This window comes from Pseudomonas fluorescens (assembly GCF_900215245.1).
In the GTDB taxonomy this organism is placed as follows: domain Bacteria; phylum Pseudomonadota; class Gammaproteobacteria; order Pseudomonadales; family Pseudomonadaceae; genus Aquipseudomonas; species Aquipseudomonas fluorescens.
Genome location: NZ_LT907842.1, coordinates 443,098 through 465,736 on the forward strand (window position 1 = coordinate 443,098; position 22,639 = coordinate 465,736).

Annotated in this window: 23 protein-coding genes; 12 read left to right on the top strand and 11 right to left on the bottom strand. The window is 61.0% G+C overall.

Going from position 1 to position 22,639, the window contains the following annotated elements; genetic code table 11:
- Positions 1 to 94 precede the first annotated feature (94 nt).
- Entirely contained in the window at positions 95 to 511 is a 417-nt protein-coding gene (locus CPH89_RS02040; RefSeq protein WP_139372146.1) for a hypothetical protein, read from the bottom strand.
- Positions 512 to 925: 414 nt separating this feature from the next.
- Here CPH89_RS02040 and ccoG point away from each other — a divergent pair, with 414 nt between their 5' ends.
- The 6 genes from ccoG (at position 926) to hemN (ending at position 7,881) form a co-directional block, all read left to right on the top strand.
- Positions 926 to 2,341 (top strand): cytochrome c oxidase accessory protein CcoG, encoded by a 1,416-nt coding sequence (gene ccoG, locus CPH89_RS02045; RefSeq protein WP_053257428.1) that lies wholly within the window; start codon positions 926 to 928, stop codon positions 2,339 to 2,341.
- A gap of 31 nt (positions 2,342 to 2,372) precedes the next feature.
- Positions 2,373 to 2,912 (top strand): FixH family protein, encoded by a 540-nt coding sequence (locus CPH89_RS02050; protein WP_053257429.1) that lies wholly within the window; start codon positions 2,373 to 2,375, stop codon positions 2,910 to 2,912.
- A gap of 115 nt (positions 2,913 to 3,027) precedes the next feature.
- On the top strand, positions 3,028 to 5,478 hold the full coding sequence (locus tag CPH89_RS02055; RefSeq protein WP_053257430.1) for a heavy metal translocating P-type ATPase: 2,451 nt from the start codon (positions 3,028 to 3,030) through the stop codon (positions 5,476 to 5,478).
- A 22-nt stretch (positions 5,479 to 5,500) separates the two neighbouring features.
- Positions 5,501 to 5,719 (top strand): cbb3-type cytochrome oxidase assembly protein CcoS, encoded by a 219-nt coding sequence (gene ccoS / locus CPH89_RS02060; RefSeq protein WP_053257431.1) that lies wholly within the window; start codon positions 5,501 to 5,503, stop codon positions 5,717 to 5,719.
- The gene (locus CPH89_RS02065; protein WP_053257432.1) at positions 5,712 to 6,395 is read left to right on the top strand and encodes a sulfite exporter TauE/SafE family protein; all 684 of its coding nucleotides are present in this window, start codon (positions 5,712 to 5,714) and stop codon (positions 6,393 to 6,395) included. The genes ccoS and CPH89_RS02065 overlap by 8 nt, the downstream gene beginning before the upstream one ends.
- A 103-nt stretch (positions 6,396 to 6,498) precedes the next feature.
- On the top strand, positions 6,499 to 7,881 hold the full coding sequence (gene hemN, locus CPH89_RS02070) for an oxygen-independent coproporphyrinogen III oxidase (RefSeq protein ID WP_053257433.1): 1,383 nt from the start codon (positions 6,499 to 6,501) through the stop codon (positions 7,879 to 7,881).
- Positions 7,882 to 7,887: 6 nt separating this feature from the next.
- Here hemN and CPH89_RS02075 read toward each other — a convergent pair whose 3' ends face one another.
- Positions 7,888 to 8,373: a hypothetical protein gene (locus CPH89_RS02075; protein ID WP_053257434.1), complete on the bottom strand. Its 486-nt coding sequence runs from the start codon at positions 8,371 to 8,373 to the stop codon at positions 7,888 to 7,890.
- A gap of 152 nt (positions 8,374 to 8,525) precedes the next feature.
- Here CPH89_RS02075 and fnr point away from each other — a divergent pair, with 152 nt between their 5' ends.
- On the top strand, positions 8,526 to 9,260 hold the full coding sequence (gene fnr / locus CPH89_RS02080; protein WP_003219044.1) for a fumarate/nitrate reduction transcriptional regulator Fnr: 735 nt from the start codon (positions 8,526 to 8,528) through the stop codon (positions 9,258 to 9,260).
- An 81-nt stretch (positions 9,261 to 9,341) separates the two neighbouring features.
- Entirely contained in the window at positions 9,342 to 9,890 is a 549-nt protein-coding gene (locus CPH89_RS02085) for an adenine phosphoribosyltransferase (protein WP_053257435.1), read from the top strand.
- A 102-nt stretch (positions 9,891 to 9,992) separates the two neighbouring features.
- Here CPH89_RS02085 and CPH89_RS02090 read toward each other — a convergent pair whose 3' ends face one another.
- The 5 genes from CPH89_RS02090 to dnaX all read right to left on the bottom strand — a co-directional run bounded on the left by CPH89_RS02090 (position 9,993) and on the right by dnaX (position 15,674).
- Complete coding sequence (locus CPH89_RS02090) at positions 9,993 to 11,141, bottom strand: acyl-CoA dehydrogenase family protein (RefSeq protein WP_053257436.1); 1,149 nt, start codon at positions 11,139 to 11,141, stop codon at positions 9,993 to 9,995.
- A 188-nt stretch (positions 11,142 to 11,329) separates the two neighbouring features.
- A complete protein-coding gene (gene recR / locus CPH89_RS02095) occupies positions 11,330 to 11,932 on the bottom strand; it encodes a recombination mediator RecR (protein ID WP_053257437.1) in 603 nt (200 codons plus the stop codon).
- 66 nt (positions 11,933 to 11,998) lie between these two features.
- Complete coding sequence (locus tag CPH89_RS02100; RefSeq protein ID WP_053257438.1) at positions 11,999 to 13,033, bottom strand: NADPH-dependent curcumin/dihydrocurcumin reductase; 1,035 nt, start codon at positions 13,031 to 13,033, stop codon at positions 11,999 to 12,001.
- A 180-nt stretch (positions 13,034 to 13,213) separates the two neighbouring features.
- Positions 13,214 to 13,552, bottom strand: coding sequence for a YbaB/EbfC family nucleoid-associated protein (locus tag CPH89_RS02105; protein WP_010563853.1), 339 nt, complete (start codon positions 13,550 to 13,552; stop codon positions 13,214 to 13,216).
- Positions 13,553 to 13,598: 46 nt separating this feature from the next.
- Positions 13,599 to 15,674, bottom strand: coding sequence for a DNA polymerase III subunit gamma/tau (gene dnaX, locus CPH89_RS02110; RefSeq protein ID WP_053257439.1), 2,076 nt, complete (start codon positions 15,672 to 15,674; stop codon positions 13,599 to 13,601).
- Between the two features lie 133 nt (positions 15,675 to 15,807).
- Here dnaX and CPH89_RS02115 point away from each other — a divergent pair, with 133 nt between their 5' ends.
- Together CPH89_RS02115 and CPH89_RS02120 are read left to right on the top strand one after the other, a co-directional pair.
- The gene (locus tag CPH89_RS02115) at positions 15,808 to 16,575 is read left to right on the top strand and encodes a substrate-binding periplasmic protein (protein WP_053257440.1); all 768 of its coding nucleotides are present in this window, start codon (positions 15,808 to 15,810) and stop codon (positions 16,573 to 16,575) included.
- Between the two features lie 54 nt (positions 16,576 to 16,629).
- On the top strand, positions 16,630 to 17,001 hold the full coding sequence (locus tag CPH89_RS02120; RefSeq protein ID WP_053257441.1) for a VOC family protein: 372 nt from the start codon (positions 16,630 to 16,632) through the stop codon (positions 16,999 to 17,001).
- Here the strand turns inward: CPH89_RS02120 and CPH89_RS02125 are convergent.
- Positions 16,915 to 17,874 carry a DMT family transporter gene (locus CPH89_RS02125; RefSeq protein ID WP_053257442.1) on the bottom strand — a complete coding sequence of 320 codons (960 nt, stop codon included), beginning with the start codon at positions 17,872 to 17,874 and terminating at the stop codon, positions 16,915 to 16,917. The genes CPH89_RS02120 and CPH89_RS02125 overlap by 87 nt on opposite strands.
- Before the next feature lie 102 nt (positions 17,875 to 17,976).
- On the opposite strand from CPH89_RS02125, the gene CPH89_RS02130 reads away from it, so the two are divergent.
- Together CPH89_RS02130 and CPH89_RS02135 are read left to right on the top strand one after the other, a co-directional pair.
- Positions 17,977 to 18,840 (top strand): LysR family transcriptional regulator, encoded by an 864-nt coding sequence (locus CPH89_RS02130; protein ID WP_053257443.1) that lies wholly within the window; start codon positions 17,977 to 17,979, stop codon positions 18,838 to 18,840.
- A 61-nt stretch (positions 18,841 to 18,901) separates the two neighbouring features.
- A complete protein-coding gene (locus tag CPH89_RS02135) occupies positions 18,902 to 19,804 on the top strand; it encodes a DUF2167 domain-containing protein (RefSeq protein WP_053257444.1) in 903 nt (300 codons plus the stop codon).
- A gap of 78 nt (positions 19,805 to 19,882) precedes the next feature.
- On the opposite strand, the gene CPH89_RS02140 is transcribed toward CPH89_RS02135, so the two are convergent.
- The 3 genes from CPH89_RS02140 to CPH89_RS02150 all read right to left on the bottom strand — a co-directional run bounded on the left by CPH89_RS02140 (position 19,883) and on the right by CPH89_RS02150 (position 22,619).
- Entirely contained in the window at positions 19,883 to 20,473 is a 591-nt protein-coding gene (locus CPH89_RS02140; RefSeq protein ID WP_053257445.1) for a hypothetical protein, read from the bottom strand.
- A 1-nt stretch (position 20,474) separates the two neighbouring features.
- Positions 20,475 to 21,521 carry an N-acetylmuramidase family protein gene (locus CPH89_RS02145; RefSeq protein WP_053257446.1) on the bottom strand — a complete coding sequence of 349 codons (1,047 nt, stop codon included), beginning with the start codon at positions 21,519 to 21,521 and terminating at the stop codon, positions 20,475 to 20,477.
- Positions 21,522 to 21,677: 156 nt separating this feature from the next.
- A complete protein-coding gene (locus CPH89_RS02150; protein WP_053257447.1) occupies positions 21,678 to 22,619 on the bottom strand; it encodes an N-acetylmuramidase family protein in 942 nt (313 codons plus the stop codon).
- Positions 22,620 to 22,639 lie beyond the last annotated feature (20 nt).

Here is a 22,639-nt window from a genome sequence, read left to right on the forward strand (position 1 = left end):
CACGTTAAAATCACAAAAGCCCTGCCGATGTTGAATCCGCAGGGCTTTTTGTATGGTGAGGGTCTGGCACCCTCACTCAGCGGCCATAGACGATTTATCGAGCGTCCGCGCCAGCCGTTGTTACCTCATGTTCCCTCAACATTGCGTCCATGTAGGCACGGATGTCCTGCCGGTCAAACTTACCGTTGCGCTCGCCTTTGTCATCCAGATCCAGGGACGCCGTGAAACCGCCACGCTTGAGCACTTCCAAAGCGAGCACTTGGTCCGACGAGGTAAATTTGTTTCCAGCCATACCCATGGCGATGTATCCCAAAAATTCTACCGTCAAAAACCCCCTGTTTTCAGGATCCTCCAATCGGTCAAATTCGTTACCCAAAAGCTTGCCCAACTCATACCTGTCCATGCTGGCGTACAGATCAGACATCTCTCGCAGCGTTGCACGTGCAAAATTGGAGTCTACAGGCGAAGGTGCTGAGGCGTTATAAGTTGCAAGCGTCGAAGAAATATTCAAGTTTTCATCTCATTAGTAAACAATCCCACTCCCAACACAGGTAGTGGGTGACGCATGAGTGCTCTACTTCATCGCCTCAGTTCCGCTATCACATACGGACTTACGCATTACATCGCGCCGCGACACATCTGGCCGGGCCGCCCTGTACTGGATGAGACAGATGTTCAGTCCTGCGGCGCCTCACTGATTAATCCATGGGATGAATGACCTGCCTACCGGCAAAAAACGTCCATACTTGCCAAGTCAATTGATCCAGATCACATATACCATCCATTGATTTCCCCCAACGCGACCAAAGGTCGCACCCGTTGAGCAGCATCAGGGGCGTATCATTACGCCACTGCAAGACCCTATTTTTGACCCCGGCTGGCACGTACTGGCCGAGGCAAATCTCCACCGCCGTGGGATGCAATGATGAGCAACCAAATACCGGTACACGACGTTACCCCGCCTGCCAAAAACGCCAGCAACACGGTCGACCTCTATGCGTCGCGAGAGAAAATCTACACCCGCGCCTTCACCGGCCTGTTCCGCAATTTGCGCATGCTCGGCGGTGCCGGTTTGTTCCTGCTCTACTTCGGCACCGTGTGGCTGAATTGGGGGGGGCACCAGGCCGTTTGGTGGAACCTGCCGGAGCGTAAATTCTTCATTTTTGGCGCGACCTTCTGGCCTCAGGATTTCATCCTGCTCTCGGGCATTCTCATCGTTGCGGCCTTTGGCCTGTTCTTTATCACCGTGTACGCCGGGCGCATCTGGTGTGGGTATACCTGCCCGCAAAGCGTGTGGACGTGGATCTTCATGTGGTGCGAAAAGGTCACCGAAGGCGACCGTAACCAGCGCATCAAACTGGACAAAGCGCCGATGGGCGCCAACAAATTCCTGCGCAAACTCAGCAAGCACACGCTCTGGTTGTTGATAGGTTTTGTCACCGGCATGACCTTCGTCGGCTACTTCTCGCCGATCCGCGAACTGGTGTTTGATTTCTTCACCGGCCAGGCCGATGGCTGGTCGTATTTCTGGGTCGGTTTCTTCACCCTCGCCACCTATGGCAATGCCGGCTGGCTGCGCGAACAGGTGTGTATCTACATGTGCCCGTACGCGCGCTTCCAGAGCGTGATGTTCGACAAAGACACCCTGATCGTGTCCTACGACCCGCGCCGTGGCGAAGTGCGTGGCCCGCGCAAAAAGGGCAGCGACTACCAGGCCGAGGGCCTGGGCGATTGCATCGACTGCACCATGTGCGTGCAGGTGTGCCCCACCGGTATCGACATTCGCGACGGCCTGCAAATCGAGTGCATCGGCTGCGCTGCCTGTATCGACGCCTGCGACAACATCATGGACAAGATGGACTACCCGCGCGGCCTGATCAGCTACACCACCGAGCACAACCTGTCCGGTCAGAAAACGCATAAATTGCGCCCGCGCCTGATCGGGTATGCCCTGGTGTTGCTGGCAATGATCAGCCTGTTGGCCGGCGCATTTTTCATGCGCTCGCTGGTGGGGTTCGACGTCAGCAAGGACCGCGTGCTGTACCGGGAAAACGCTGAAGGGCGCATCGAAAACGTCTACAGCCTGAAAATCATGAACAAGGACCAGCGCGACCACACCTACGTGCTCGACGCCTCGGGCCTGCCGGACCTCAAGCTGCAAGGCCGACGCGAAATCAAGGTTGCGGCCGGGGAAATCTTCAGCATGCCGGTGGAGTTGTCCAGCGCGCCGGAGCAACTGCCGTCGAGTACCAACGAGGTGAAATTCATCCTCAGGGATGCCGATGACGACAGCGTCCACATCGAAGCCAAGAGCCGATTCATCGGCCCACAAGTGCGTTAACCACCCAGTTCGCTAACTAGAGAGCACAACAATGCCCGTCGCTACTGCCGCAAGCCCCTGGTACAAGCACCTTTGGCCCTGGATCATCATTGGTATCCTGACCTGCTCGGTGACCCTGACCTTGTCCATGGTGACCATTGCGGTGAAAAACCCGGACAACCTGGTTAACGACAACTACTACGAAGCCGGCAAGGGGATCAACCGTTCCCTTGACCGCGAACTGCTGGCCCAAACCCTGCAACTGCGCGCCAACGTGCACCTGGACGAGTTGACCGGCGAAGTCGAGTTGCACCTCAGCGGCAACAGCAACCCGAATACCCTGGAGCTGAACCTGATTTCCCCGACCCAGCCGGAGAAGGACCGCAAGATCAACCTGACCCGCAGCGACAGCGAGCCCGGCCGCTACGTCGGCCAGGTGACCGACAAGGTCGAAGGCCGACGCTTCGTGGAACTGCTCGGTGTGGAAGGCGACAAGACCTGGCGCCTGTTTGAAGAAGAACAGGTCAGCCACGATAAGGACTTGCTGTTGGGTGACGAGCCGTTGCAAGGTGCAGAAGACTTGGACAAGTAAGCAACCTGCGCGTCGCGCATCGCGGGCCAGCCTGCTCCCACAAGGACACCATGATCCTGTGCAGGAGCCGGGCTGGCCCGTGATGAGGCCCACCCCGCCACCAAAGATCCAACTCATGACCAGCCCAATTCCCTGCTACCACTGTGCCCTGCCCGTCCCTGCCGGTAGCCGGTTTACCGCCGTGATCCTCGGCGAACGTCGCGAACTGTGCTGCCCAGGCTGCCAGGCGGTGGCCGAAGCCATTGTGGCCGGCGGCCTGGAAAGTTATTACCAGCACCGCAGCGAAGCCTCGGCCAACCCTGAGGCGCTGCCGGTGCAACTGGTGGACGAGCTGGCGCTGTACGACCGTGCCGATGTGCAAAAACCCTTTGTGCGCCACGATGGCGAGCTCGCCGAAACCACTCTGCTGATGGAAGGCATCAGTTGCGCCGCCTGCGGCTGGCTGATCGAGAAACACCTGCGCAGCCTGCCCGCAGTGGCCGAGGCACGCCTGAACCTGTCCAACCATCGCCTGCAAGTGCGCTGGGCCGACGGGCAATTGCCGTTGAGCCAACTGCTCGCTGAGCTGCGTCATATCGGCTATGCCGCCCATCCTTACCAGGCTGACCGTGCCGCCGAGCAACTGGCCGGCGAAAACCGCCTGGCCTTGCGCCAACTGGGCGTGGCGGGGTTGCTGTGGTTCCAAGCGATGATGGCGACCATGGCCACCTGGCCGGAATTCAATATCGACCTGAGCCCGGAGCTGCACGTGATCCTGCGTTGGGTGGCGATGTTTCTGACCACCCCCATCGTGTTCTACAGCTGCGCGCCATTTTTCAAAGGTGCGCTGCGCGACCTGCGCACGCGCCACCTGACCATGGATGTGTCGGTATCCCTGGCCATTGGCGGCGCGTATTTCGCGGGTATTTGGACGGCCATCACCGGCGTCGGCGAGTTGTATTTCGACGCGGTGGGCATGTTCGCGCTGTTCCTGCTGGCCGGCCGCTACCTTGAGCGCCGGGCGCGGGAACGCACGGCCGCCGCCACCGCGCAATTGGTCAACCTGTTGCCCGCCTCTTGCCTGCGCCTCAACGCTGACGGCCAAAGCGAGCGCATCCTGCTCAGTGAGCTGGCGTTGGGCGACCGGGTGCTGGTGCATCCCGGCGCGGTACTGCCAGCGGACGGGGTGATTCTTGACGGCCAATCCAGTATTGATGAATCCCTGCTCACCGGTGAGTACCTGCCACAGCCTCGGCACAGCGGTGATGCAGTCACCGCCGGTACGCTCAACGTCGAAGGCGCACTCACCGTCGAAGTCCGTGCCCTGGGCCATGACACGCGCCTGTCCGCCATCGTGCGCCTGCTGGAACGCGCCCAGGCCGAGAAACCGCGCCTGGCACAAATCGCCGACCGGGCCGCACAGTGGTTCCTGTTGTGTTCGCTGATTGCCGCCGTATTGATCGGCCTGGTGTGGTGGGAGCTGGATGCTTCGCGGGCATTTTGGATCGTGCTGGCGATGCTGGTGGCGACCTGCCCGTGCGCGCTGTCACTGGCCACACCGACCGCCCTCACCGCCGCCACCGGCACGCTGCACACACTCGGCTTGCTGTTGACCCGTGGCCATGTGCTGGAAGGCTTGAATCAAATCGACACGGTGATTTTCGACAAGACCGGTACGCTGACCGAAGGCCGCTTGGCGTTACGCGCGATCCGCCCCTTGAGCGCACTGAACAGTGATGAATGCCTGAGCCTCGCCGCCGCCCTGGAAAACCGCTCCGAACACCCGATTGCCCGGGCGTTCGGCCGAGCGCCGCTGGCCGCCGATGAAGTCCTCAGCTCCCCGGGGCTCGGCCTGGAAGGTCGCGTAGGCGAACGCCAGTTGCGCATCGGCCAGCCCGGTTTTGTCTGCGAACTGAGTGGCTGCCAAATTCCCGAGTCGCCGGATGAGGCCGGCCAATGGCTGCTGCTGGGCGACCGTCGTGGCGCACTTGCCTGGTTCGTGCTGGATGACCGCCTGCGCAGCGACGCGCCAGCCCTGCTGGCCGCGTGCAAGGCGCGGGGCTGGCGCACGCTGCTGCTGTCGGGCGACAGCTCGCCGATGGTCGCCAGTGTCGCCCTGGAGCTGGGCATCGACGAAGCCCATGGCGGCCTGCGCCCTGACGACAAACTGCAGGTGCTGCAACAGCTGCACCAGCAAGGCCGCAAGGTGCTGATGCTCGGCGATGGCGTCAATGATGTGCCCGTGTTGGCCGCCGCCGATATCAGTGTGGCGATGGGCTCGGCCACAGACCTGGCGAAAACCAGCGCCGATGCTGTGTTGCTGTCCAACCGCCTCGACGCGCTGGTGCAAGCGTTTAGTCTCGCGCGGCGCACGCGCCGGGTAATCATCGAAAACCTGTGGTGGGCCGGGCTGTACAATGGCCTTATGCTGCCGTTTGCCGCCCTCGGCTGGATCACTCCAATCTGGGCGGCGATCGGCATGTCCCTCAGTTCGTTGACTGTGGTGCTCAACGCCTTGCGCCTGACTCGCCTGCCGAGCGCGCCGGCTGCAAGCGCCGCCTTAGTAACCCGCCCGCTGCCGGCTTGAGCCGCGCAGGCATGGAGTGCAGATGCCAGCTCTATACGTGATGATTCCAGCGGCGCTGCTGTTAGTCGGCGTGGCCATTTACATCTTCTTCTGGGCGGTGGACAGCGGCCAGTACGACGACCTCGACGGCCCGGCCCACAGCGTGCTGTTCGACGACCAGGACCCGAACCACCTGGCCGCGGTGGACGAAGCCAACGGGCCCGAGCAACCGCCCGCGCCAAAAGACCCCCCCCATGCTTGAACTGGCACCGTTGCTGGTCTCCGCGCTGATCCTCGGCCTGCTCGGCGGCGGCCACTGCCTGGGCATGTGCGGCGGGCTGATGGGCGCGTTGACCCTGGCCATTCCAAAGGAGCAACGCAGCCGCCGCTTTCGCCTGCTGCTGGCGTACAACCTCGGCAGAGTGCTCAGCTACGCCACCGCCGGGTTATTGATTGGCCTGGCCGGCTGGGCGGTGGCCAACAGCCCGGCGGCGATGTTCTTGCGTGTGCTGGCCGGGTTGCTGCTGATCAGCATGGGCTTGTACCTGGCCGGCTGGTGGAGCGGCCTCACCCGTATCGAAAGCCTCGGGCGTGGTCTGTGGCGCTACCTGCAACCCGTCGCCAACCGTTTGCTGCCGGTGTCCAGCCTGTCGCGCGCTTTGCTGCTGGGCGCGCTATGGGGCTGGTTGCCGTGCGGGTTGGTCTACAGCACCCTGCTGTGGGCCGCGAGCCAGGGTAATGCGCTGGACAGTGCATGGCTGATGCTGGCTTTCGGGCTGGGCACTTGGCCGGTGTTGCTGGCCACCGGGCTGGCGGCCGAACGTGTCACGGCGTTGCTGCGCAAACGCAGCGTGCGTGTGGCCGGTGGTTTACTGGTGATGGTCTTCGGTATCTGGACGCTGCCCGGTCCGCATCAGCACTGGTTGATGGGCCACTAAACGCCCATGTGGCATAGCGCCGCTCCCCGTTGATACAAGTCAACATGCCATTGCGACCATGCCCCTAGACTCGGTCCACTAGCCTATTCGGGGGACCGCCCGCATGCTCGACGCCATTCGTTGGGACACAGATCTGATTCACCGTTACGACTTGGCGGGGCCGCGCTACACGTCCTACCCCACCGCCGTACAATTCGACAGCCAGGTCGGCACCTTCGACCTGCTCCACGCCCTGCGCGACAGCCGCAAGGCCGTGCGCCCCTTGTCGCTGTATGTGCATGTGCCGTTCTGCGCGAACATTTGCTACTACTGCGCATGCAACAAGGTCATCACCAAGGACCGCGGCCGCGCCCAGGCCTATCTGCAACGACTGGAGCAGGAAATCCAGTTGGTGGCCTGCCACCTCGACCCGAAACAGCCGGTGGAGCAGTTGCACTTTGGTGGCGGCACGCCGACGTTTCTCAGCCACGACGAACTGCGCCAGGTCATGACAAGCCTGCGCCAGCATTTCAATTTGCTCGATGATGACTCCGGTGATTACGGCATCGAGATTGACCCGCGTGAAGCCGACTGGGCGACCATGGGGTTGCTGCGTGAACTGGGCTTCAACCGCGTGAGCATCGGCCTGCAAGACCTCGACCCCGAGGTACAACGGGCGGTCAACCGCTTGCAAAGTCTGGAAGAAACCCGCGCAGTGATTGATGCGGCACGCACCCTGCAGTTTCGCTCGATCAACGTCGACCTGATCTACGGCCTGCCCAAGCAGTCGCCGCTGAATTTTGCGCGTACCGTCGAAGAAGTGATCAACCTGCAACCGGATCGCCTGTCGGTATTCAACTATGCGCACCTGCCGGAGCGTTTTATGCCACAGCGGCGGATCAACGCCGACGACTTGCCCTCCCCGGCAGAAAAACTGCTGATGCTGCAAACCACCATCGAGCAGTTGACCCAGGCGGGCTATCGCTACATCGGCATGGACCACTTTGCCCTGCCCGATGACGAACTGGCCATCGCCCAGGAAGAAGGCAGGCTGCAACGCAATTTCCAGGGCTATACCACCCACGGGCATTGCGACTTGATTGGGTTGGGTGTCTCGGCAATCAGCCAGATCGGTGACCTGTACTGCCAGAACAGCAGCGACCTCAACCACTACCAGAGCGCGCTGGCCGGCGGGCAGCTGGCGACCAGCCGTGGCCTGGTCTGCACCACGGATGATCGCTTGCGGCGGGAGGTGATTCAGCAGTTGATCTGCAATTTCAGCCTGGGCTTCGAGCGGATCGAACAAGCGTTCAACATCGACTTTCGCGGTTATTTCGACGAGCTCTGGCCGCAGTTGGAGACGATGGCCGCAGACGGCCTGATTGAACTCGATGCCCAGGGCATTCGCGTACTGCCCGCCGGGCGTTTGTTAGTACGCTCGGTGTGCATGGTGTTCGATGCCTACCTGGAGCACCAGAACAGGCAACGGTTTTCGCGGGTGATCTAAGCGCCGCTACTTCATCGCCAGGCTCATGGCTTCCAACTGAGCGGCTGGCGGCTCGTTCTTCAGGGTTTTGCCCAACTGCGTCTGGGTCGTTACCAAGGCGGCTTGTAGGGTCGCCACATCGCCCTGCAATCTGGCCACCTTGGCCTGCTGTGCCTCGGGGCTCAGGGCGGTGTCAGACATGGCAGCCGAGAGTTCAGCCATTTTTTCGGCGAGCTGCTTTTTCAGCTCGCGGAGCATTTTCAACAACTGCTTGACGCTATCGCTCAAGCTGCTGTTGTCGATATCGCTGTTGGGCGATTGCTCGGCCTTCGATGCGCCCATCCCCGCACCGGAAATGACCACCTTCACACCTTCGGTGGGCGTGGGTTGAACATTCTTGGCTTCGGTTGGCGCCTTGGTGGTGGCGTCTTTATCTTTTGCCGCATCGGCGGCCTTCCATACCGATACCGCTGCCACGTTGATATTCGGGTTCTGGATCGAACTGACTGACATGATCTGAGCTCCGGCTCATGGAGATAACTTCATGTATCGGCACTGATACATAATCCTTTATACCGTTGCTGCTTTTTTGTACAGACTGGCCTCACTCCCCTCAGTGCGTTACCCTTACGTCTTATGTGTGTTTTCTCACAAGGATTTAAGAAATGTCCGAGCCAGTCAAGCTGCGCGCTCACAGTCAGGCTCACTGCAAGGATTGCAGCCTGGCGCCCCTCTGCCTGCCACTTTCATTGAATTTGGAAGACATGGAAGCGCTGGACGAAATCGTTAAACGTGGTCGCCCGCTGAAAAAAGGCGAGTTCCTGTTTCGCCAAGGCGACAAATTCGATTCCGTTTATGCAGTACGTTCGGGAGCGTTGAAGACGTTCAGCCTGAGCGACGGCGGCGAAGAGCAGATCACCGGTTTCCACCTGCCCAGCGAACTGGTCGGGCTGTCCGGCATGGACACCGAGATTCACCCCGTGTCGGCCCAGGCCCTGGAGACGACGTCGGTGTGCGAAATCCCCTTCGAACGCCTGGATGAATTGGCCCTGCAACTGCCGCAGTTGCGTCGCCAGTTGATGCGTGTGATGAGCCGAGAGATTCGTGACGATCAACAGATGATGTTGCTGCTGTCGAAAAAAACCGCCGACGAGCGTATCGCCACCTTCCTGGTCAACTTGTCGGCACGTTTCCGCGCCCGTGGGTTCTCGGCCAATCAGTTCCGCCTGAGCATGTCGCGCAATGAAATCGGCAACTACCTGGGCCTCGCGGTGGAAACCGTGTCCCGAGTGTTCACACGTTTTCAGCAGAACGAATTGATTGCCGCCGAAGGCAAGGAAGTCCACATTCTCGACCCCATCCAGTTGTGCGCGCTGGCCGGTGGTTCGCTGGACGGTTGATGCAAAGGCTTGCGGCCGCGCCAATCGGCGAGGCCGCAGGTATACTTCGAGTCCGTTTTCAGCCCTCAGGACTCTTCGACGATGACCTTCGATTCGTTCGACATCAAATCCCTGATTCGCCCTGTCATCGATTTCCCCAAGCCTGGGGTGATATTTCGTGACATCACGCCCCTGTTCCAATCGCCCAGGGCCCTGCGCCTGGTGGCGGACAGCTTTGCCCAGCGTTATGTCGAGGCCGACTTTACCCACATCGGCGCGATGGATGCGCGCGGCTTTCTGATCGGTTCGATCATCGCCTACCAACTGAACAAACCGCTGATCCTGTTCCGCAAGCAGGGCAAGCTGCCGGCCGACGTGCTGGCCGAGGGTTACCAGACCGAATACGGCGAAGCCTTCCTCGAAGTGCACGCCGACAGCCTGTGTGAAGGCGACTCGGTGCTGATGTTCGATGACCTGATCGCCACCGGCGGAACCTTGATCGCTGCCGCCAACCTGGTGCGGCGCATGGGCGCGAAGATTTTTGAAGCGGCGGCGATCATTGATTTGCCCGAGCTGGGTGGCTCGCAGCGTTTGCAAGACATGGGCATTCCGACGTTTTGCCTGACCCAGTTTGCATTGACCGAACGTTAAGCATTGCCGGAACCGGCCGCATCGCTGGCAAGCCCGCGCCCCCATCCGAATGCGCTCACCTGTGGGGGCCGGGCCTGCCCACGATGGAGCCCGTGAACCCCGTCACAACCCCATCTGCTTGCTGATGATTTCATTCATCACTTCGCGGGTGCCGCCACCGATGGACAGGATGCGGTTGTCGCGATACAGCCGCTCCACCAGGCTGCCGCGCATGTAGCCTTGGCCGCCAAGGATCTGCACGGCGTCGTAAGTGACGCGATCGGCAGTGTCGGTGGCCAGGTTCTTGGCCATGGAGATTTCCTTGATCACACTCATGCCTGCGGCCATTTTTGCTGCCTGGCGATACGTGAATTCCCGCGACACTTCCACCGCCGTCGCCATCTCGGCCAGCCGATGCTTGAGCACCTGGAATTTGCCGATGGGTTTGCCAAAGGCTTCGCGCTGGGCGGCCCATTTGAGGCTTTCCTCCAGCGCCAGTTGCGCGGTCATATTGGCCATCAACGCCAGGGCCAGGCGCTCGCTTTGGAAGTTGCCCATGATGCAGGCAAAGCCCACGTTCTCGACGCCGATCAGGTTGCCCACAGGCACGTGGCAATCGTCAAAGAACAACTCCGCCGTGTCCGACGCCCACCAACCCATTTTCTTCAACGGCTGACCGACCGTGAAGCCCGGCGTACCTTTTTCGATGAGCACTAAGCTGATACCGCCAAAGCCCGGCCCGCCTGTGCGGACGGCCACGGTGTAGAAGTCTGCACGGTTGCCGCTGGTGATAAAGGTTTTGCTGCCGCTCACCCGGTAATGCTCGCCATCACGGATCGCGCGGGTTTGCAGGTTGGCCACATCGGAGCCACCGCCAGGCTCGGTAACGGCCAGGGCGATGATCTTTTCGCCGGCCAACACCTGGGGCGCGACGCGGTCACGCACTTCGGGCCGCGCCCATTTGACGACGGGCGGCAGGCCGATATCCAGCGAACCCAGCCCTGCAACGACCCCACCGGAACCACAGCGCATCAACTCTTCGCTGGCAGCGACTTTGGCAAACAGATCACCTTCGTGACTGCCGCCCAGACTCTCCGCGTAACCGATACCCAGAATCCCCGCAGCGCCGGCCTTGCGGTACAGCTCGCGAGGAAAGCTTTCCGCCTCCTCCCATTGTTCGATGCCCGGCAACATCTCGCGCTCGACAAAACGGCGCACGCTGTCGCGGACCAATTGGTGGCTGGGGTCGAAGTAGTCCTGATAGGCAGACATCGGCAAGCTCCACGCTGAGGTAGATCGAACTTACCAAGCGCTTGCTTGGTTATCAAGCGATCAAGCTCACACAAAACAGTGTGGGAGCGGGCTTGCTCGCGAATGCGCGGGTTCAGTCAATACATCTGCTGACTGACACCCCACATTCGCGAGCACGCCCGCTTGCACATTTTGAACGGTGACGAGCGTTAAAGGGCGATCGGTTTGCGACCTGCAAACGAATGCGCCAACGTGCCGCCATCGACCAATTCCAGCTCACCCCCCAGCGGCACGCCGTGGGCGATACGCGACGTCACCAGCCCTTTGTTGCTCAACAGCTGGGCGATGTAATGCGCGGTCGCCTCACCTTCCACCGTTGGGTTGGTCGCCAGGATCACCTCGGTAAAGGTGCCCTGCTCTTGAATGCGTGCCACCAGTTGCGGAATGCCGATGGCTTCCGGCCCCAGGCCGTCCAACGGCGAGAGGTGCCCTTTAAGCACAAAGTAGCGCCCGCGATAGCCGGTCTGCTCTACCGCATACACATCCATCGGCCCCTCTACCACGCACAGCAACGTGTCGTCGCGGCGCGGGTCGGCACATTGCGGGCAGAGTTCTTCTTCGGTGAGGGTGCGGCACTGGCGGCAGTGGCCCACGCCGGTCATGGCCTGGCTCAAGGCCTGGGCCAAGCGCGTGCCGCCGCTGCGATCCCGCTCCAGCAGTTGCAGCGCCATACGCTGGGCGGTTTTCTGACCCACACCCGGCAAGGTACGCAGGGCGTCGATCAGTTGGCGAATCAGAGGGCTGAAGCTCATGGGGCAATGGTCCGACAAAACAACGAGACGCGGTTTATACCCGCGCCCCGGATTAGCGTCAAATGGTCAATCCTGTGCGACGCGCACCACCAACTTGCCGAAGTTGCGCCCCTCAAGCAAACCGATAAAGGCTTCCGGCGCCTGCTCCAGGCCCTCGACCACGTCTTCGCGGAACTTGATCTTGCCATCGCGCACCCACGGCGCCATGGCGCTGAGGAATTCAGGCTGGCGATCACCGTAGTCGTCGAACACGATAAAGCCCTGGATGCGCACGCGCTTGGTCAGCAAGGTGCGTTGCAGCGCCGGCAGACGGTCGGGACCGCTCGGCGCTTCATGGGCGTTGTAGCCGGCGATCAAGCCGCACAGGGGAATCCGCGCTTTGGGGTTGAGCAACGGCAGCACCGCATCGAACACCTTGCCGCCGACGTTTTCAAAGTAAATGTCCACGCCGTTGGCGCAGGCCAGGGCCAGCTCGTTGGCAAAATCGGCGCTCTTGTGATCGATGCACGCGTCAAAACCCAGCTCGTCCACCACGTAGCGGCATTTGTCCGCGCCACCGGCGATGCCCACCACTCGCAAGCCCTTGAGCTTGGCCACCTGGCCCACCACCGAACCGACGGCGCCGGAGGCAGCCGCCACCACCAGGGTTTCCCCCGCCTTGGGCTGCCCGATATCCATCAGCCCCATGTACGCAGTCATCCCCGGCATGCCCAGTACACCCAGCGCCATTGACGGGCTCGCCAGGCCCTTGGGCACCGGGATCAGGTTACGTCCGTCGGAAACGCTGTGGCTCTGCCAGCCGGTGGAGCCGACGACCAGGTCACCCACTTCGAATTTCGGGTTACGCGATTGCTCGATACGGCTGACAGCGCCACCGGTCATAACCTCGTCGATTTCAACCGGAGCCGCGTAGGAAGGTGCGTCACTCATGCGGCCGCGCATATAGGGATCGAGGGACAGGTACAGGGTTTTCAATAGCACCTGGCCGTCCGCCAACTCGGGCAAGGTCACGCGTTCCAAGCGGAAGTTTTCCGGGGTCGGTGCGCCTTGAGGGCGCGAGACCAGCACGACGCGCTGGTTCAGAATCGGTTCTTCAGACATCAGGGAACTCCTTTATCGAATTCATCGGTATAGGGTGCAGACCCTGTAAGCCGCTTCAGGGTTCAGATTGAACGCAGTGCGTCCTCGCGGCATGACGTGACTGCCCAGCGGACGATTACCGCACAAACAAAAATGCCAGGCGCGATGCCTGGCATTTTTATTAAAGCAAAAGCTCACCGATCAGAACGGCAGCTTCATGCCCGGCGGCAGTTGCATGCCGGCGGTCACGCCAGACATTTTGTCCTGGCTGTTGGCTTCGATCTTGCGCACGGCGTCGTTGACGGCCGCCGCGAACAGCGCTTCAAGCATTTCCAGGTCATCTTCACTGGCACCGGGCAACACGCTTGGGTCAATGCTCACGCGCTTGATGTCGTGACGACCGGTCATCACCACGCTGACCATATCGCCACCGGCTTTACCGGTGACTTCGGCGTTGGCCAGTTCTTCCTGCATCTTGGCCATCTTTTCCTGCATCTGCTGCGCCTGCTTCATCAGGCCGGCCATGCCACCTTTCATCATGGGAATCACCTCAAAAGTACGTGGATCAATAAGTAGCCCGGTTTTATCACGCTTGGGGCACCGGGGCGTCGACAGGTTCAATAGTATCTTGGCGCACGACCGCACCAAACTGTTGCATCATTTGCTGGATGAGCGGATCACCGTGGATCGAGCTTTCCGCTTCTTGCTGACGGTTGATGCGTCGGCGTGTCGCGGCCTGGGCCGGGGTTTCCTGCTCGGGCTTGATCAGCTCGATGGTGATGGTCAGCGTGCGCTCATGGTACTGGTTCAGCGCATCGTTGAGCCGGCGTTGCTGGGTCGCGTTGAACAGCGCGCTGTGGGCCGGGTCCAGGTGCAACAGCCAATGGTCACCATCGATGGCGATCAAGGTGCAGTTGGCCGCGATGCTGCCGGTCATGCCGGAGATCGGCAATTTCGGGAACAGCTCCAGCCACTGCAAGGCCAGGCCGGTGGCCGGGGCCGCCGCCGGTTCCGCTTCGGGCTCGGGCGCCGGTTCGGCGGTGTGCTCGCTGGCCAGGTCATCCAGGTAGCTGTAGGCCGAATCCATGTCCGGCTCGATGTAGTCTTCGTCCAGTGGCGGTTCGTCGTCGAGGTCGATGCCCGGCGTCGCAGCGTCGACTTGGGCGACCGTCGGCTCGGGCACCGGCGCAGACACCCACTCGGGCGCGGCCGGCACAACACTGTCCGGTGTCGGTGCGGGCATCGGCGTCAGCTCGGGCTGCTCGCCGATGGTTTCCAGTACGGGCTCCACGGCAGGCTGCAGCTCGACGTCAGGCTCGGCGTCTATCGGATCGTTCCAGGGCAGGTCAACCACCGGGGCCGGTTCGGGCTCGGGCTCGGGCTCGATCACCGGCGCCGGCTGCGGCGCTGGCTCGGCCACGGGCGCGGCAACCACAGGCTCCGGTGCCGGAGCAACCGGCGCAGGTGCAGCAACCACTGGCGCGGCCACCGCTGCGCCAGCCACTGGTTTGGCGGAATCAACTGTGGCCTGGCTGATTCCCACTGGCTTTAGCGGCTGTCTCGGTGCGTCTGCCGAGTCAGCGGGCCGGAAGGCCAGCATCCGCAGCAGGACCATTTCAAAGCCACCACGCGGGTCCGGCGCCAGGGGCAAATCCCTGCGGCCGATCAGGCCCATCTGGTAGTAAAACTGTACGTCTTCGGCCGGCAACGCCTGGGCCAGCGCCAACACGCGGTCGCGGTCGCCATGGCCGTTGTCGACACCTTCCGGCAACGCCTGGGCGATGGCGACACGGTGCAGCACGTTGAGGATTTCCGAGAGCACACCGTTCCAGTCCGGCCCTTGCTCCGACAAGTGGCGCACGGCTTCAAGCAATGCCTTGGCATCACCTTCGATCAGCGCGTGCAGCACGTCGAATACCTGGCCGTGGTCGAGGGTGCCGAGCATGGCGCGCACATCGGCGGCCATGACCTTGCCTTCACCGAAGGCGATGGCCTGGTCGGTGAGGCTCATGGCATCACGCATCGAACCATCGGCAGCACGGCCGAGCAGCCACAGTGCGTCGTCTTCGAACGGTACGTTCTCGACACCCAGCACGTGGGTCAAATGCTCGACCACACGCTCGGGGGTCATGTTTTTCAGGGAGAACTGCAGGCACCGCGACAGAATCGTTGCAGGAAGCTTCTGCGGGTCGGTGGTGGCCAGAATGAATTTGACGTAGGGCGGCGGCTCTTCCAGGGTTTTCAACAATGCGTTGAAGGAATGACTGGACAGCATGTGCACTTCGTCGATCAGGTAGACCTTGAAGCGGCCACGGCTCGGCGCGTACTGCACGTTGTCGAGCAATTCGCGGGTGTCTTCGACCTTGGTGCGGCTCGCGGCGTCGATCTCGATCAGGTCGACGAAACGCCCTTCGTCGATTTCGCGGCACACCGAACACGTGCCGCAAGGCGTCGACGTGATGCCGGTTTCGCAGTTCAGGCATTTGGCAATAATGCGCGCAATGGTGGTCTTGCCCACCCCGCGCGTACCGGTGAACAGGTAGGCATGGTGCAGCCGTTGGCTGTCCAAGGCATTGATCAGAGCCTTGAGCACATGGGTCTGGCCGACCATTTCGCGGAACGAGCGCGGACGCCATTTACGTGCAAGAACCTGATAACTCATCGAAAACCGTCGCAACTGGGAAGCGGAAGCCGGTAATGCTAGCGGAGCAAGGGGGAAATTGCATCCGGCACGCTCGCCTAATCTGACTAAGCTTGCCTGATGGGCCCCACGAAGGCCTCAACCCGGAGAGTGTATGCGCGTAATCCTGGGCGCTTTATGGATGATTTCCCTCACCAGCCTCGCGGCACCCGCGCCGTTGCGCTTCTCGATTTCCGACAGTTGGGCGATGCCCATGGCCGAAGTCGAACACCGCCGGCCCACTCAGGGCATTTTGTATGACTTGATGTTGAGCCTGGCCACCCAGGTCGGGCGCCCGGCCGAGTTCCACGTACTGGCACGGCCCCGCATCGCCGCTGCCATGGCGCACGGCGACATTGACGTGCGCTGCTATGTGGCCCGGGACTGGGTCGACAACCTGTCCGGCGACTACATCTGGAGCGTGCCCCTGATGGTGCAACGAAATGTGCTGGCGAGCAGCCCGGCAGCGCCACAACCGGTGCAGGTCAGTGAGCTGGCACCCCAGTCGATCGGCACCGTGCTTACCTACCACTACGCCACGCTCGACCCGCTGTTCGCCAGCGGCCGGCTGACCCGTGACGATTCGCGCAGCGAGGCGCTGGTGCTGCAAAAGCTGGTGGCCGGGCGCTATAAATACGCCGTCATCAATGAATGGGTGCTGGACCGCTTCAACCTCAACCTGCCTGCCGACCAGCAGTTGCCCAAGGCCGCCGTGATCGACGAGCAAAGCCTGGGTTGCATCGTGCGCAATGACCCGAAAGTCCCGGTGCAACGGATCTTGCGCACACTGTTGCGGATGAAAATGTCGGGCGAGATCGATGACATCATCAAGCTGTACACCGGTGAAAATGCGCAACCGCTGCCGACTCCTGACAAGAACTGACAGGGCCCTCTCCTAAACTGGGCTGACTCAACCGCCCGTTCTCAAGGAGCCTGTATGAACACCGTCGCCCACTACTTTCTGCTGTACGTAGACAGCCCGGCCACCAGCGCCAACTTCTATAGCCGCCTGCTGGACAAGCCCCCGGTGGAGTTGAACCCGACGTTTGCCCTGTTCATCCTCGACACCGGTGTGAAGCTGGGGCTGTGGTCACGGCACACCGTAGAGCCGGCCGCCCGGATCACTGGCGGCGGCGGCGAGGTAGGCTTTTCCCTGCCCGACAATGCCGCGGTCGACGCCCTGCACGCTCAGTGGGTAGCGAGCGGCGCGACGATCATCCAGTCACCGACCACCCTGGACTTCGGTTACACCTTTGTCGCCCAGGACCTTGATGGCCACCGGCTTCGCGCGTTCAGCCTGAGCGACTGATCGCCAGCGGCCCTCCAGGCTGATGGCCGCGACGCTGGCCAGTACAATCACACCGCCCAGCACCACCTGCAGGGCAATGTGTTCGCCCAGCAGCGTCGCGGCCATCACCATGGCGACCGGCGGAATCAGGTACATCGCCAGCGAGGCGCGGCTGACGTCGATGTGTTTCAACACATACCCCCACGCCAGATACGCCAGGGCACTCGGAAAGATCCCCAGCACCAGCACCGCGAGGTTTTCCGGCAACGGCGCCTGCCCGACAGCATTGGCCAGGCCCGGCAGGTTCACACACAGCATCAGCGTGCCCGCCCACACCATGTAGCACGCCATGGTCAGCGGACTGTAGCGATGCGCGTAGTGTTTCTGGATGGCGAAGTACACGCTCCACGACACGGCCGCCAATAAAATCAGCAAACCGCGCGGGTCGATTTCGCCTAAGCCATGATCGCCCCAGATCACCACCAGCACGCCGACCAACCCCAACAGCACGCAGCCCCAACGCCAGACACTGACCCGCTCCTTCAAGGCAAAAAACGCGATCAGCACACTGAACAGCGGCGCCGACTGCGCGAGCACACTGGACGCCGCCGCCGTCACCCATTGCTGCCCATAGTTGAGGCTGGTGTGGTGCAGGAACACCCCGAAAAACCCCAGCACCAGCAGCCACGGCAGATCCTGCAAACGCGGGCGCGCGATGCCCACCAGCACGGCCACACCCGCCATGAATACCGATGCGATCAAGAACCGCAGCAACGCCAACTGACCGGGGCTGTAACTGTGCAGCCCCATGTGCACGCCAATCGGTGAATAGGCCCAACAGAGGATGACGCCGGCGATGACTAGCGTAAGCTTTAAGGATGACGGGGTATTCATCGACGGCGTCCAGAAACTGAGAAGGAATACCGTCAGTCTTGGCCTGAGCAAGACGTAGGACAATTGACCGTTTCTGACTTCTGAAATCACTGGAACTGAGCAATGGAACTGGCCCAACTGAAAATGGTGCGAGCCGTGGCACAAACCGGCAGCGTGGCCCAGGCCGCTCTGCAATTGCACTGCGTGCCCTCCAACATCACCACGCGTATCAAGCAGTTGGAAGGCGAGTTGGGCACGCCGCTGTTTATTCGTGCGGGCCGTGGGCTGGCGATCAGTGCCGCCGGTGAAATCTTCCTGGACTACTGCGAGCGCATCCTGGCGTTGGTGGACGAGTCCAAACGCGCGGTGGATGCCAACGCCATTCCGCGCGGCACCTTGCGCATCGGCGCGGTAGAGTCCAGCGCCAGCGGGCGCCTGCCGCCGTTGCTGGCGGAATACCATCGCCGTTACCCGAACGTCACCCTTGAGCTGGTCACCGGCGCCTGGGCGCAACTGCTGGACGACCTGCAACACCATCGTCTCGACGTGGCGTTGGTCGCCTCCGGCGGCAAACGCGCCAAGCTCGAACGCTGCGTGGTCTACAGCGAGCGCCTGGTGCTGATTGCCAGCGCGTCCAGCGCGCCGATCAACAGTGCCGAAGACCTCGCGGGCCGCACGCTGCTGGTGTGGCCAACGGGTTGCCCGTATCGCGCCGCATTGGAGAACTGGATCAAACCCCATGACGTCAAGCCAAGCATCGCCAGCTATGCCAGCTGGGGCACGATCATCGGTTGTGTCAGCGCAGGCATTGGCGTGGCGCTGGCACCGGAAGGCATCCTGGCCCGCTATGAGCAGGCCAACCAGCTGACGTCCTACCGGTTTGAGGAGTTGCAGGCCGTGGACAACCTGCTGTTTTGGCACACTGACACCCAGCGGCACCTGGCACGGGATGCGTTTGCCGAGCTGCTGCGCGAGGCTTTCGGCTAACCCAGGCGAGCTCGTTTACGCTATTCTCCGGCGAAATTAATTCAAAATGTAAGGGACTACCATGAATTACATCCGCCTATTGCTCGCGGCGGCCGCCCTGAGCCTGCCTGCCGCACTCGCCTCTGCCGCCCCCACGCCTGCGCCCGTTGAAGCCAGCGCACCGGCCGAAACCGCCGAGCACTTTCTCGCTTCACTCAAGCAAAAGACCGGCACGGTCACGCTGCCCAGTGGCATTGCAACCCTCAAGCTTAACGATGAGTTCTACTACCTCGACCCGGCCGACACCGAGCGCCTGCTGACCGATGGCTGGGGCAACCCGCCAGGCTTCAAGACCCTGGGCATGATCGTGCCGAAAGCTGTAAGCCCACTGTCGGAGCGCGGCTGGGGCGTGATCGTCAGTTATAAGGCAGACGGCCACGTGTCCGACGAAGACGCCGCGAAAATCGACTACGCCGAACTGCTCAAGCAAATGCAGGAAGACGACGACGCCGACAACAAGGAGCGCCAGAAACAAGGCTACGCCGGCCTGCACCTGTTGGGCTGGGCCGAGCCGCCGCACTACGACGACACTACCCACAAAATGTATTGGGCCCGCGAGCTGAAAGCCGACGACGCCCAGCAGACCACCCTCAACTACAGCATCCGCGTATTGGGTCGTGAAGGCGTTCTGGAACTCAATGCCGTCGCCGCCATGGTCGACCTGCCGACCATCAAGCAGGAAATGCCCAAAGTCCTGGCCTTTACCAACTTCACCGACGGCAACCTGTACACCGACTTCAACCCGAAGACCGACAAGCTTGCCACGTACGGCCTCGCGGCGTTGGTTGCCGGCGGGATCGCCGCCAAGGCCGGGCTGTTCGCCAAAATCGGCATATTCCTGCTGGCGGCGAAGAAGTTTCTGGTAATCGGCGTGGTGGCGTTGCTCGCCCTGCTCCGCAAGCTGTTCAACCGCAACAAAGCCTGAACCCCGCACATACAAACGCCGCAGTCTGCCTGGCAGGCTGCGGCGTAGCGGGTTAACTCAGGCTAGCGGTGGCATCGCTCAGCTTTTCGGCGCAGACACACGGCGGTATTGGTCCTGGCTGATCCAGCCAGTGAACGAGCGGCCTTTGGCATTGGTAAACTCAACCTTGGCCGACCCCTCCTTGTAGGCCAGCACGCCGACCACATCATTCTTGACGATGTACGGGCGCTTGGCAGCGTCGGCGCCCGGGGCTTTCAGCAGGTAAGCCTTGTCAGCAGACACCGTCACAAGGCCGATCCATTTTTTGTTGGCTGTTTGGGTCAACTCCAGGCCCGTCGCGATCTCCGGCATCAGCACGCTGATACAACCGGGATGCTGACGGCCCTGCTCCACCGTCAGGGTGACGCCGTCGGACGCGGCCACCACACTGCCAGGGTAAGCAGCATCGAGCCAGGTGGTCAGCGCTTCAGGCTTGCCTTGCAGATAGAACGTGCAACTGCGGGTCACGCCCTCGCCCAATGCTTCCGAGTAATAGCCTTCGACCTGATGCTCGGGCGTGACCGCCAGCATCAGCCCTTCGTATTGGCCCGAGTGCAATTCAGTCGCACCTGCCCATCCAGGCAAGACAGCGCACCACGACAACACGGCGATTGCTGAAAAACGGCTCATCTTATTTTTTCCCTTCCAGTGCGTCGTAGGCTTTTTTAATCAGCACGTCATAGTTGCCATAATCGTCGCCGTTATAGCCACGCGCCATACCAACATAATCCTTGTTTTTCATGGCCTTCATCAGTGAAGGGCTTTGGCTGCAAAACGACACGAAGGCTTTCAACTGGTTACCGGCATTAATCTTTAAGGCCGCGACGAACTCAAATACCGTCTTGTAACCGCACGACCCGAAGTTGAACCCCATCACCTGAAACATGCCCCAGGACGCCGACTTCAGCGCCGCCTCCTGGTCCAGGGCAAATGCAGTCGCCATGGTTTCCCACGCCTTGACCTGATCCTTGTTATTGACCTGCCATTGTGGCCCGGCCTTTTTCACATAGGGGTACGACAGCAACGGGTGCGCCTGGTCGTAGATCTTCTTGGTGTACTTGCGAAAATGATGCCCTTCAAACGCGATCACCGGCAATTTGGCCGGCCCGAAGCCAGAGCGTCCGCCGGACTCCACCGTGGCGAACGCCTTGATGATGTTCACCGAAATGCCGTTGCCCAGCTGGGTGGCGGCGTTCTGAAAGTCGGTATCGGTGAGCGTCATGCCGCCATCGCAGGTGGACTGCAGCATCAATTGCCGGTTACGCCGCTCGGCCTCGACCATCGCGCGCATGCGGTCCAGGTACACATTGACCGTGGCTTGCACCGCATCGCCGCTGTTATTGCCGAAAACATTGAGAAAGCTCGGGATTCGCATCGTCGGATACGCCTTCACCGGCACCTTCACCGCTTCTTCGATCAAACTGTTGAAGGTCCGACCGGTAGGGTCGATCACGCCATCGGGGTGCGCGTACTTGAGATGACGGAACTGATACTGACTGATGCACTGCACCAACTGGCCGTCGCATTTGCCATTTTCAGCCAGTGCAAAACCCATCTTGGGAATGATCAAATTGAATAAATACTGGATGCACTGAACATCGGCGGGCAAGTTACGCGCTTTACCGGGCGCACCGACCGAAGCACTGATGAGACGGGGCAACCCTTGCAGGCTTTTCATCACAGACATCCTTGTTAGTTAATGAAGTGATGGCACTTCAGCATCAAGCCAGCACACTTTTCAAACCTTGAAACGAGCGGCTGGCGGAAACTAACAAGTTGGTTTTGGGTTGTCCAGTGGGCGCTCTGAACATTGTGAGGCAGCCATCATGTGCGGCTATTTTTTCCTTTCAAGCGCCTCAAACGCTGTTTGGATTCGCTTGTCGTAGTCGCCGTAGTCCGCACCGTTGTAACGGGCGGCCATGCCCACGTAGTCCTTATTCTTGATCGCCTTGACCAAGGCCGGGTTTTTACTGCAAAAACCGACGAAGGCCTTTAATTGACGGCCAGCGTTGGTTTTCATCGCCGTCACGAAGTCGAACACGGTCGTGTAACCGCAGGCGGCAAAGTTGAAGCCCATGATTTGAAACATGCCCCAGGACGTCGACATCAACGCCGCTGCAGGGTCCAGCCTATACGCAGCGACCAGCGTCGCCCAAGCCGTCGTCTGGTTCTTGTTATTGGCACGCCATTGCGGGCCAGCCTTTTCCACGTAAGGGTATGACAACAAGGGGTGACTCCTGTCGTACTTCCGCTCGGTGTATTTGCGAAAGAGGTGCCCTTCGTAAGCAATCACCGGCATTTTGGCCGGGCCAAACCCGGAGCGCCCGCCCGACTCCACCGTGGCGAACGCCTTGATGATATTCACCGAAACAGCGTTGCCCAGCGCAGTGGCGGCACGCTGAAAATCGCTATCGGTAAGGGTCACTGCACCGTCGCAAGCAGGCTCGGTCAGCCATGGCTGCCGGTCTGGCTCGGCGGCCTGAGTCTCAGGGCTGGCCTTGCGCGCATCCGCGACCAGGCGGTTGAACGTCCGGCCTTGCGGGTCAATCACTGCGTCGGGCTTGGAGACGTTGAGACAGTTTGACTGGTATTCGCTGATGCGCTGAACCAACAGGGCACCGCACTGACCGTCGACCACCAAGTGCGAACCGGACTTGGGTGTAATCAGATTGAACAGACGCTGAATGCATTCAACGTCAGCTGGCACATTACGTGCCTTGCCTGGGGTGCCGACGGAAGCACTGATAGAGCTGGGTAAACCTTGAAGGTTGGTCATGGCAATCATCCTTATCGATC

Excerpts from the sequence above, each read along its gene's own strand:
- CPH89_RS02130 (WP_053257443.1), top strand. The coding sequence starts at position 17,977 with ATGGAACTGGCCCAACTGAAAATGGTGCGAGCCGTGGCACAAACCGGC.
- CPH89_RS02075 (WP_053257434.1), bottom strand. The coding sequence starts at position 8,373 with ATGTCAGTCAGTTCGATCCAGAACCCGAATATCAACGTGGCAGCGGTA.
- dnaX (WP_053257439.1), bottom strand. The coding sequence starts at position 15,674 with ATGAGTTATCAGGTTCTTGCACGTAAATGGCGTCCGCGCTCGTTCCGC.
- CPH89_RS02120 (WP_053257441.1), top strand. The coding sequence starts at position 16,630 with ATGAACACCGTCGCCCACTACTTTCTGCTGTACGTAGACAGCCCGGCC.
- CPH89_RS02140 (WP_053257445.1), bottom strand. The coding sequence starts at position 20,473 with ATGAGCCGTTTTTCAGCAATCGCCGTGTTGTCGTGGTGCGCTGTCTTG.
- fnr (WP_003219044.1), top strand. The coding sequence starts at position 8,526 with ATGTCCGAGCCAGTCAAGCTGCGCGCTCACAGTCAGGCTCACTGCAAG.
- CPH89_RS02150 (WP_053257447.1), bottom strand. The coding sequence starts at position 22,619 with ATGACCAACCTTCAAGGTTTACCCAGCTCTATCAGTGCTTCCGTCGGC.
- hemN (WP_053257433.1), top strand. The coding sequence starts at position 6,499 with ATGCTCGACGCCATTCGTTGGGACACAGATCTGATTCACCGTTACGAC.
- CPH89_RS02125 (WP_053257442.1), bottom strand. The coding sequence starts at position 17,874 with ATGAATACCCCGTCATCCTTAAAGCTTACGCTAGTCATCGCCGGCGTC.
- recR (WP_053257437.1), bottom strand. The coding sequence starts at position 11,932 with ATGAGCTTCAGCCCTCTGATTCGCCAACTGATCGACGCCCTGCGTACC.
- CPH89_RS02090 (WP_053257436.1), bottom strand. The coding sequence starts at position 11,141 with ATGTCTGCCTATCAGGACTACTTCGACCCCAGCCACCAATTGGTCCGC.
- CPH89_RS02105 (WP_010563853.1), bottom strand. The coding sequence starts at position 13,552 with ATGATGAAAGGTGGCATGGCCGGCCTGATGAAGCAGGCGCAGCAGATG.
- CPH89_RS02115 (WP_053257440.1), top strand. The coding sequence starts at position 15,808 with ATGCGCGTAATCCTGGGCGCTTTATGGATGATTTCCCTCACCAGCCTC.
- ccoS (WP_053257431.1), top strand. The coding sequence starts at position 5,501 with ATGCCAGCTCTATACGTGATGATTCCAGCGGCGCTGCTGTTAGTCGGC.
- CPH89_RS02135 (WP_053257444.1), top strand. The coding sequence starts at position 18,902 with ATGAATTACATCCGCCTATTGCTCGCGGCGGCCGCCCTGAGCCTGCCT.
- CPH89_RS02055 (WP_053257430.1), top strand. The coding sequence starts at position 3,028 with ATGACCAGCCCAATTCCCTGCTACCACTGTGCCCTGCCCGTCCCTGCC.
- ccoG (WP_053257428.1), top strand. The coding sequence starts at position 926 with ATGAGCAACCAAATACCGGTACACGACGTTACCCCGCCTGCCAAAAAC.
- CPH89_RS02050 (WP_053257429.1), top strand. The coding sequence starts at position 2,373 with ATGCCCGTCGCTACTGCCGCAAGCCCCTGGTACAAGCACCTTTGGCCC.
- CPH89_RS02085 (WP_053257435.1), top strand. The coding sequence starts at position 9,342 with ATGACCTTCGATTCGTTCGACATCAAATCCCTGATTCGCCCTGTCATC.
- CPH89_RS02145 (WP_053257446.1), bottom strand. The coding sequence starts at position 21,521 with ATGAAAAGCCTGCAAGGGTTGCCCCGTCTCATCAGTGCTTCGGTCGGT.
- CPH89_RS02100 (WP_053257438.1), bottom strand. The coding sequence starts at position 13,033 with ATGTCTGAAGAACCGATTCTGAACCAGCGCGTCGTGCTGGTCTCGCGC.
- CPH89_RS02065 (WP_053257432.1), top strand. The coding sequence starts at position 5,712 with ATGCTTGAACTGGCACCGTTGCTGGTCTCCGCGCTGATCCTCGGCCTG.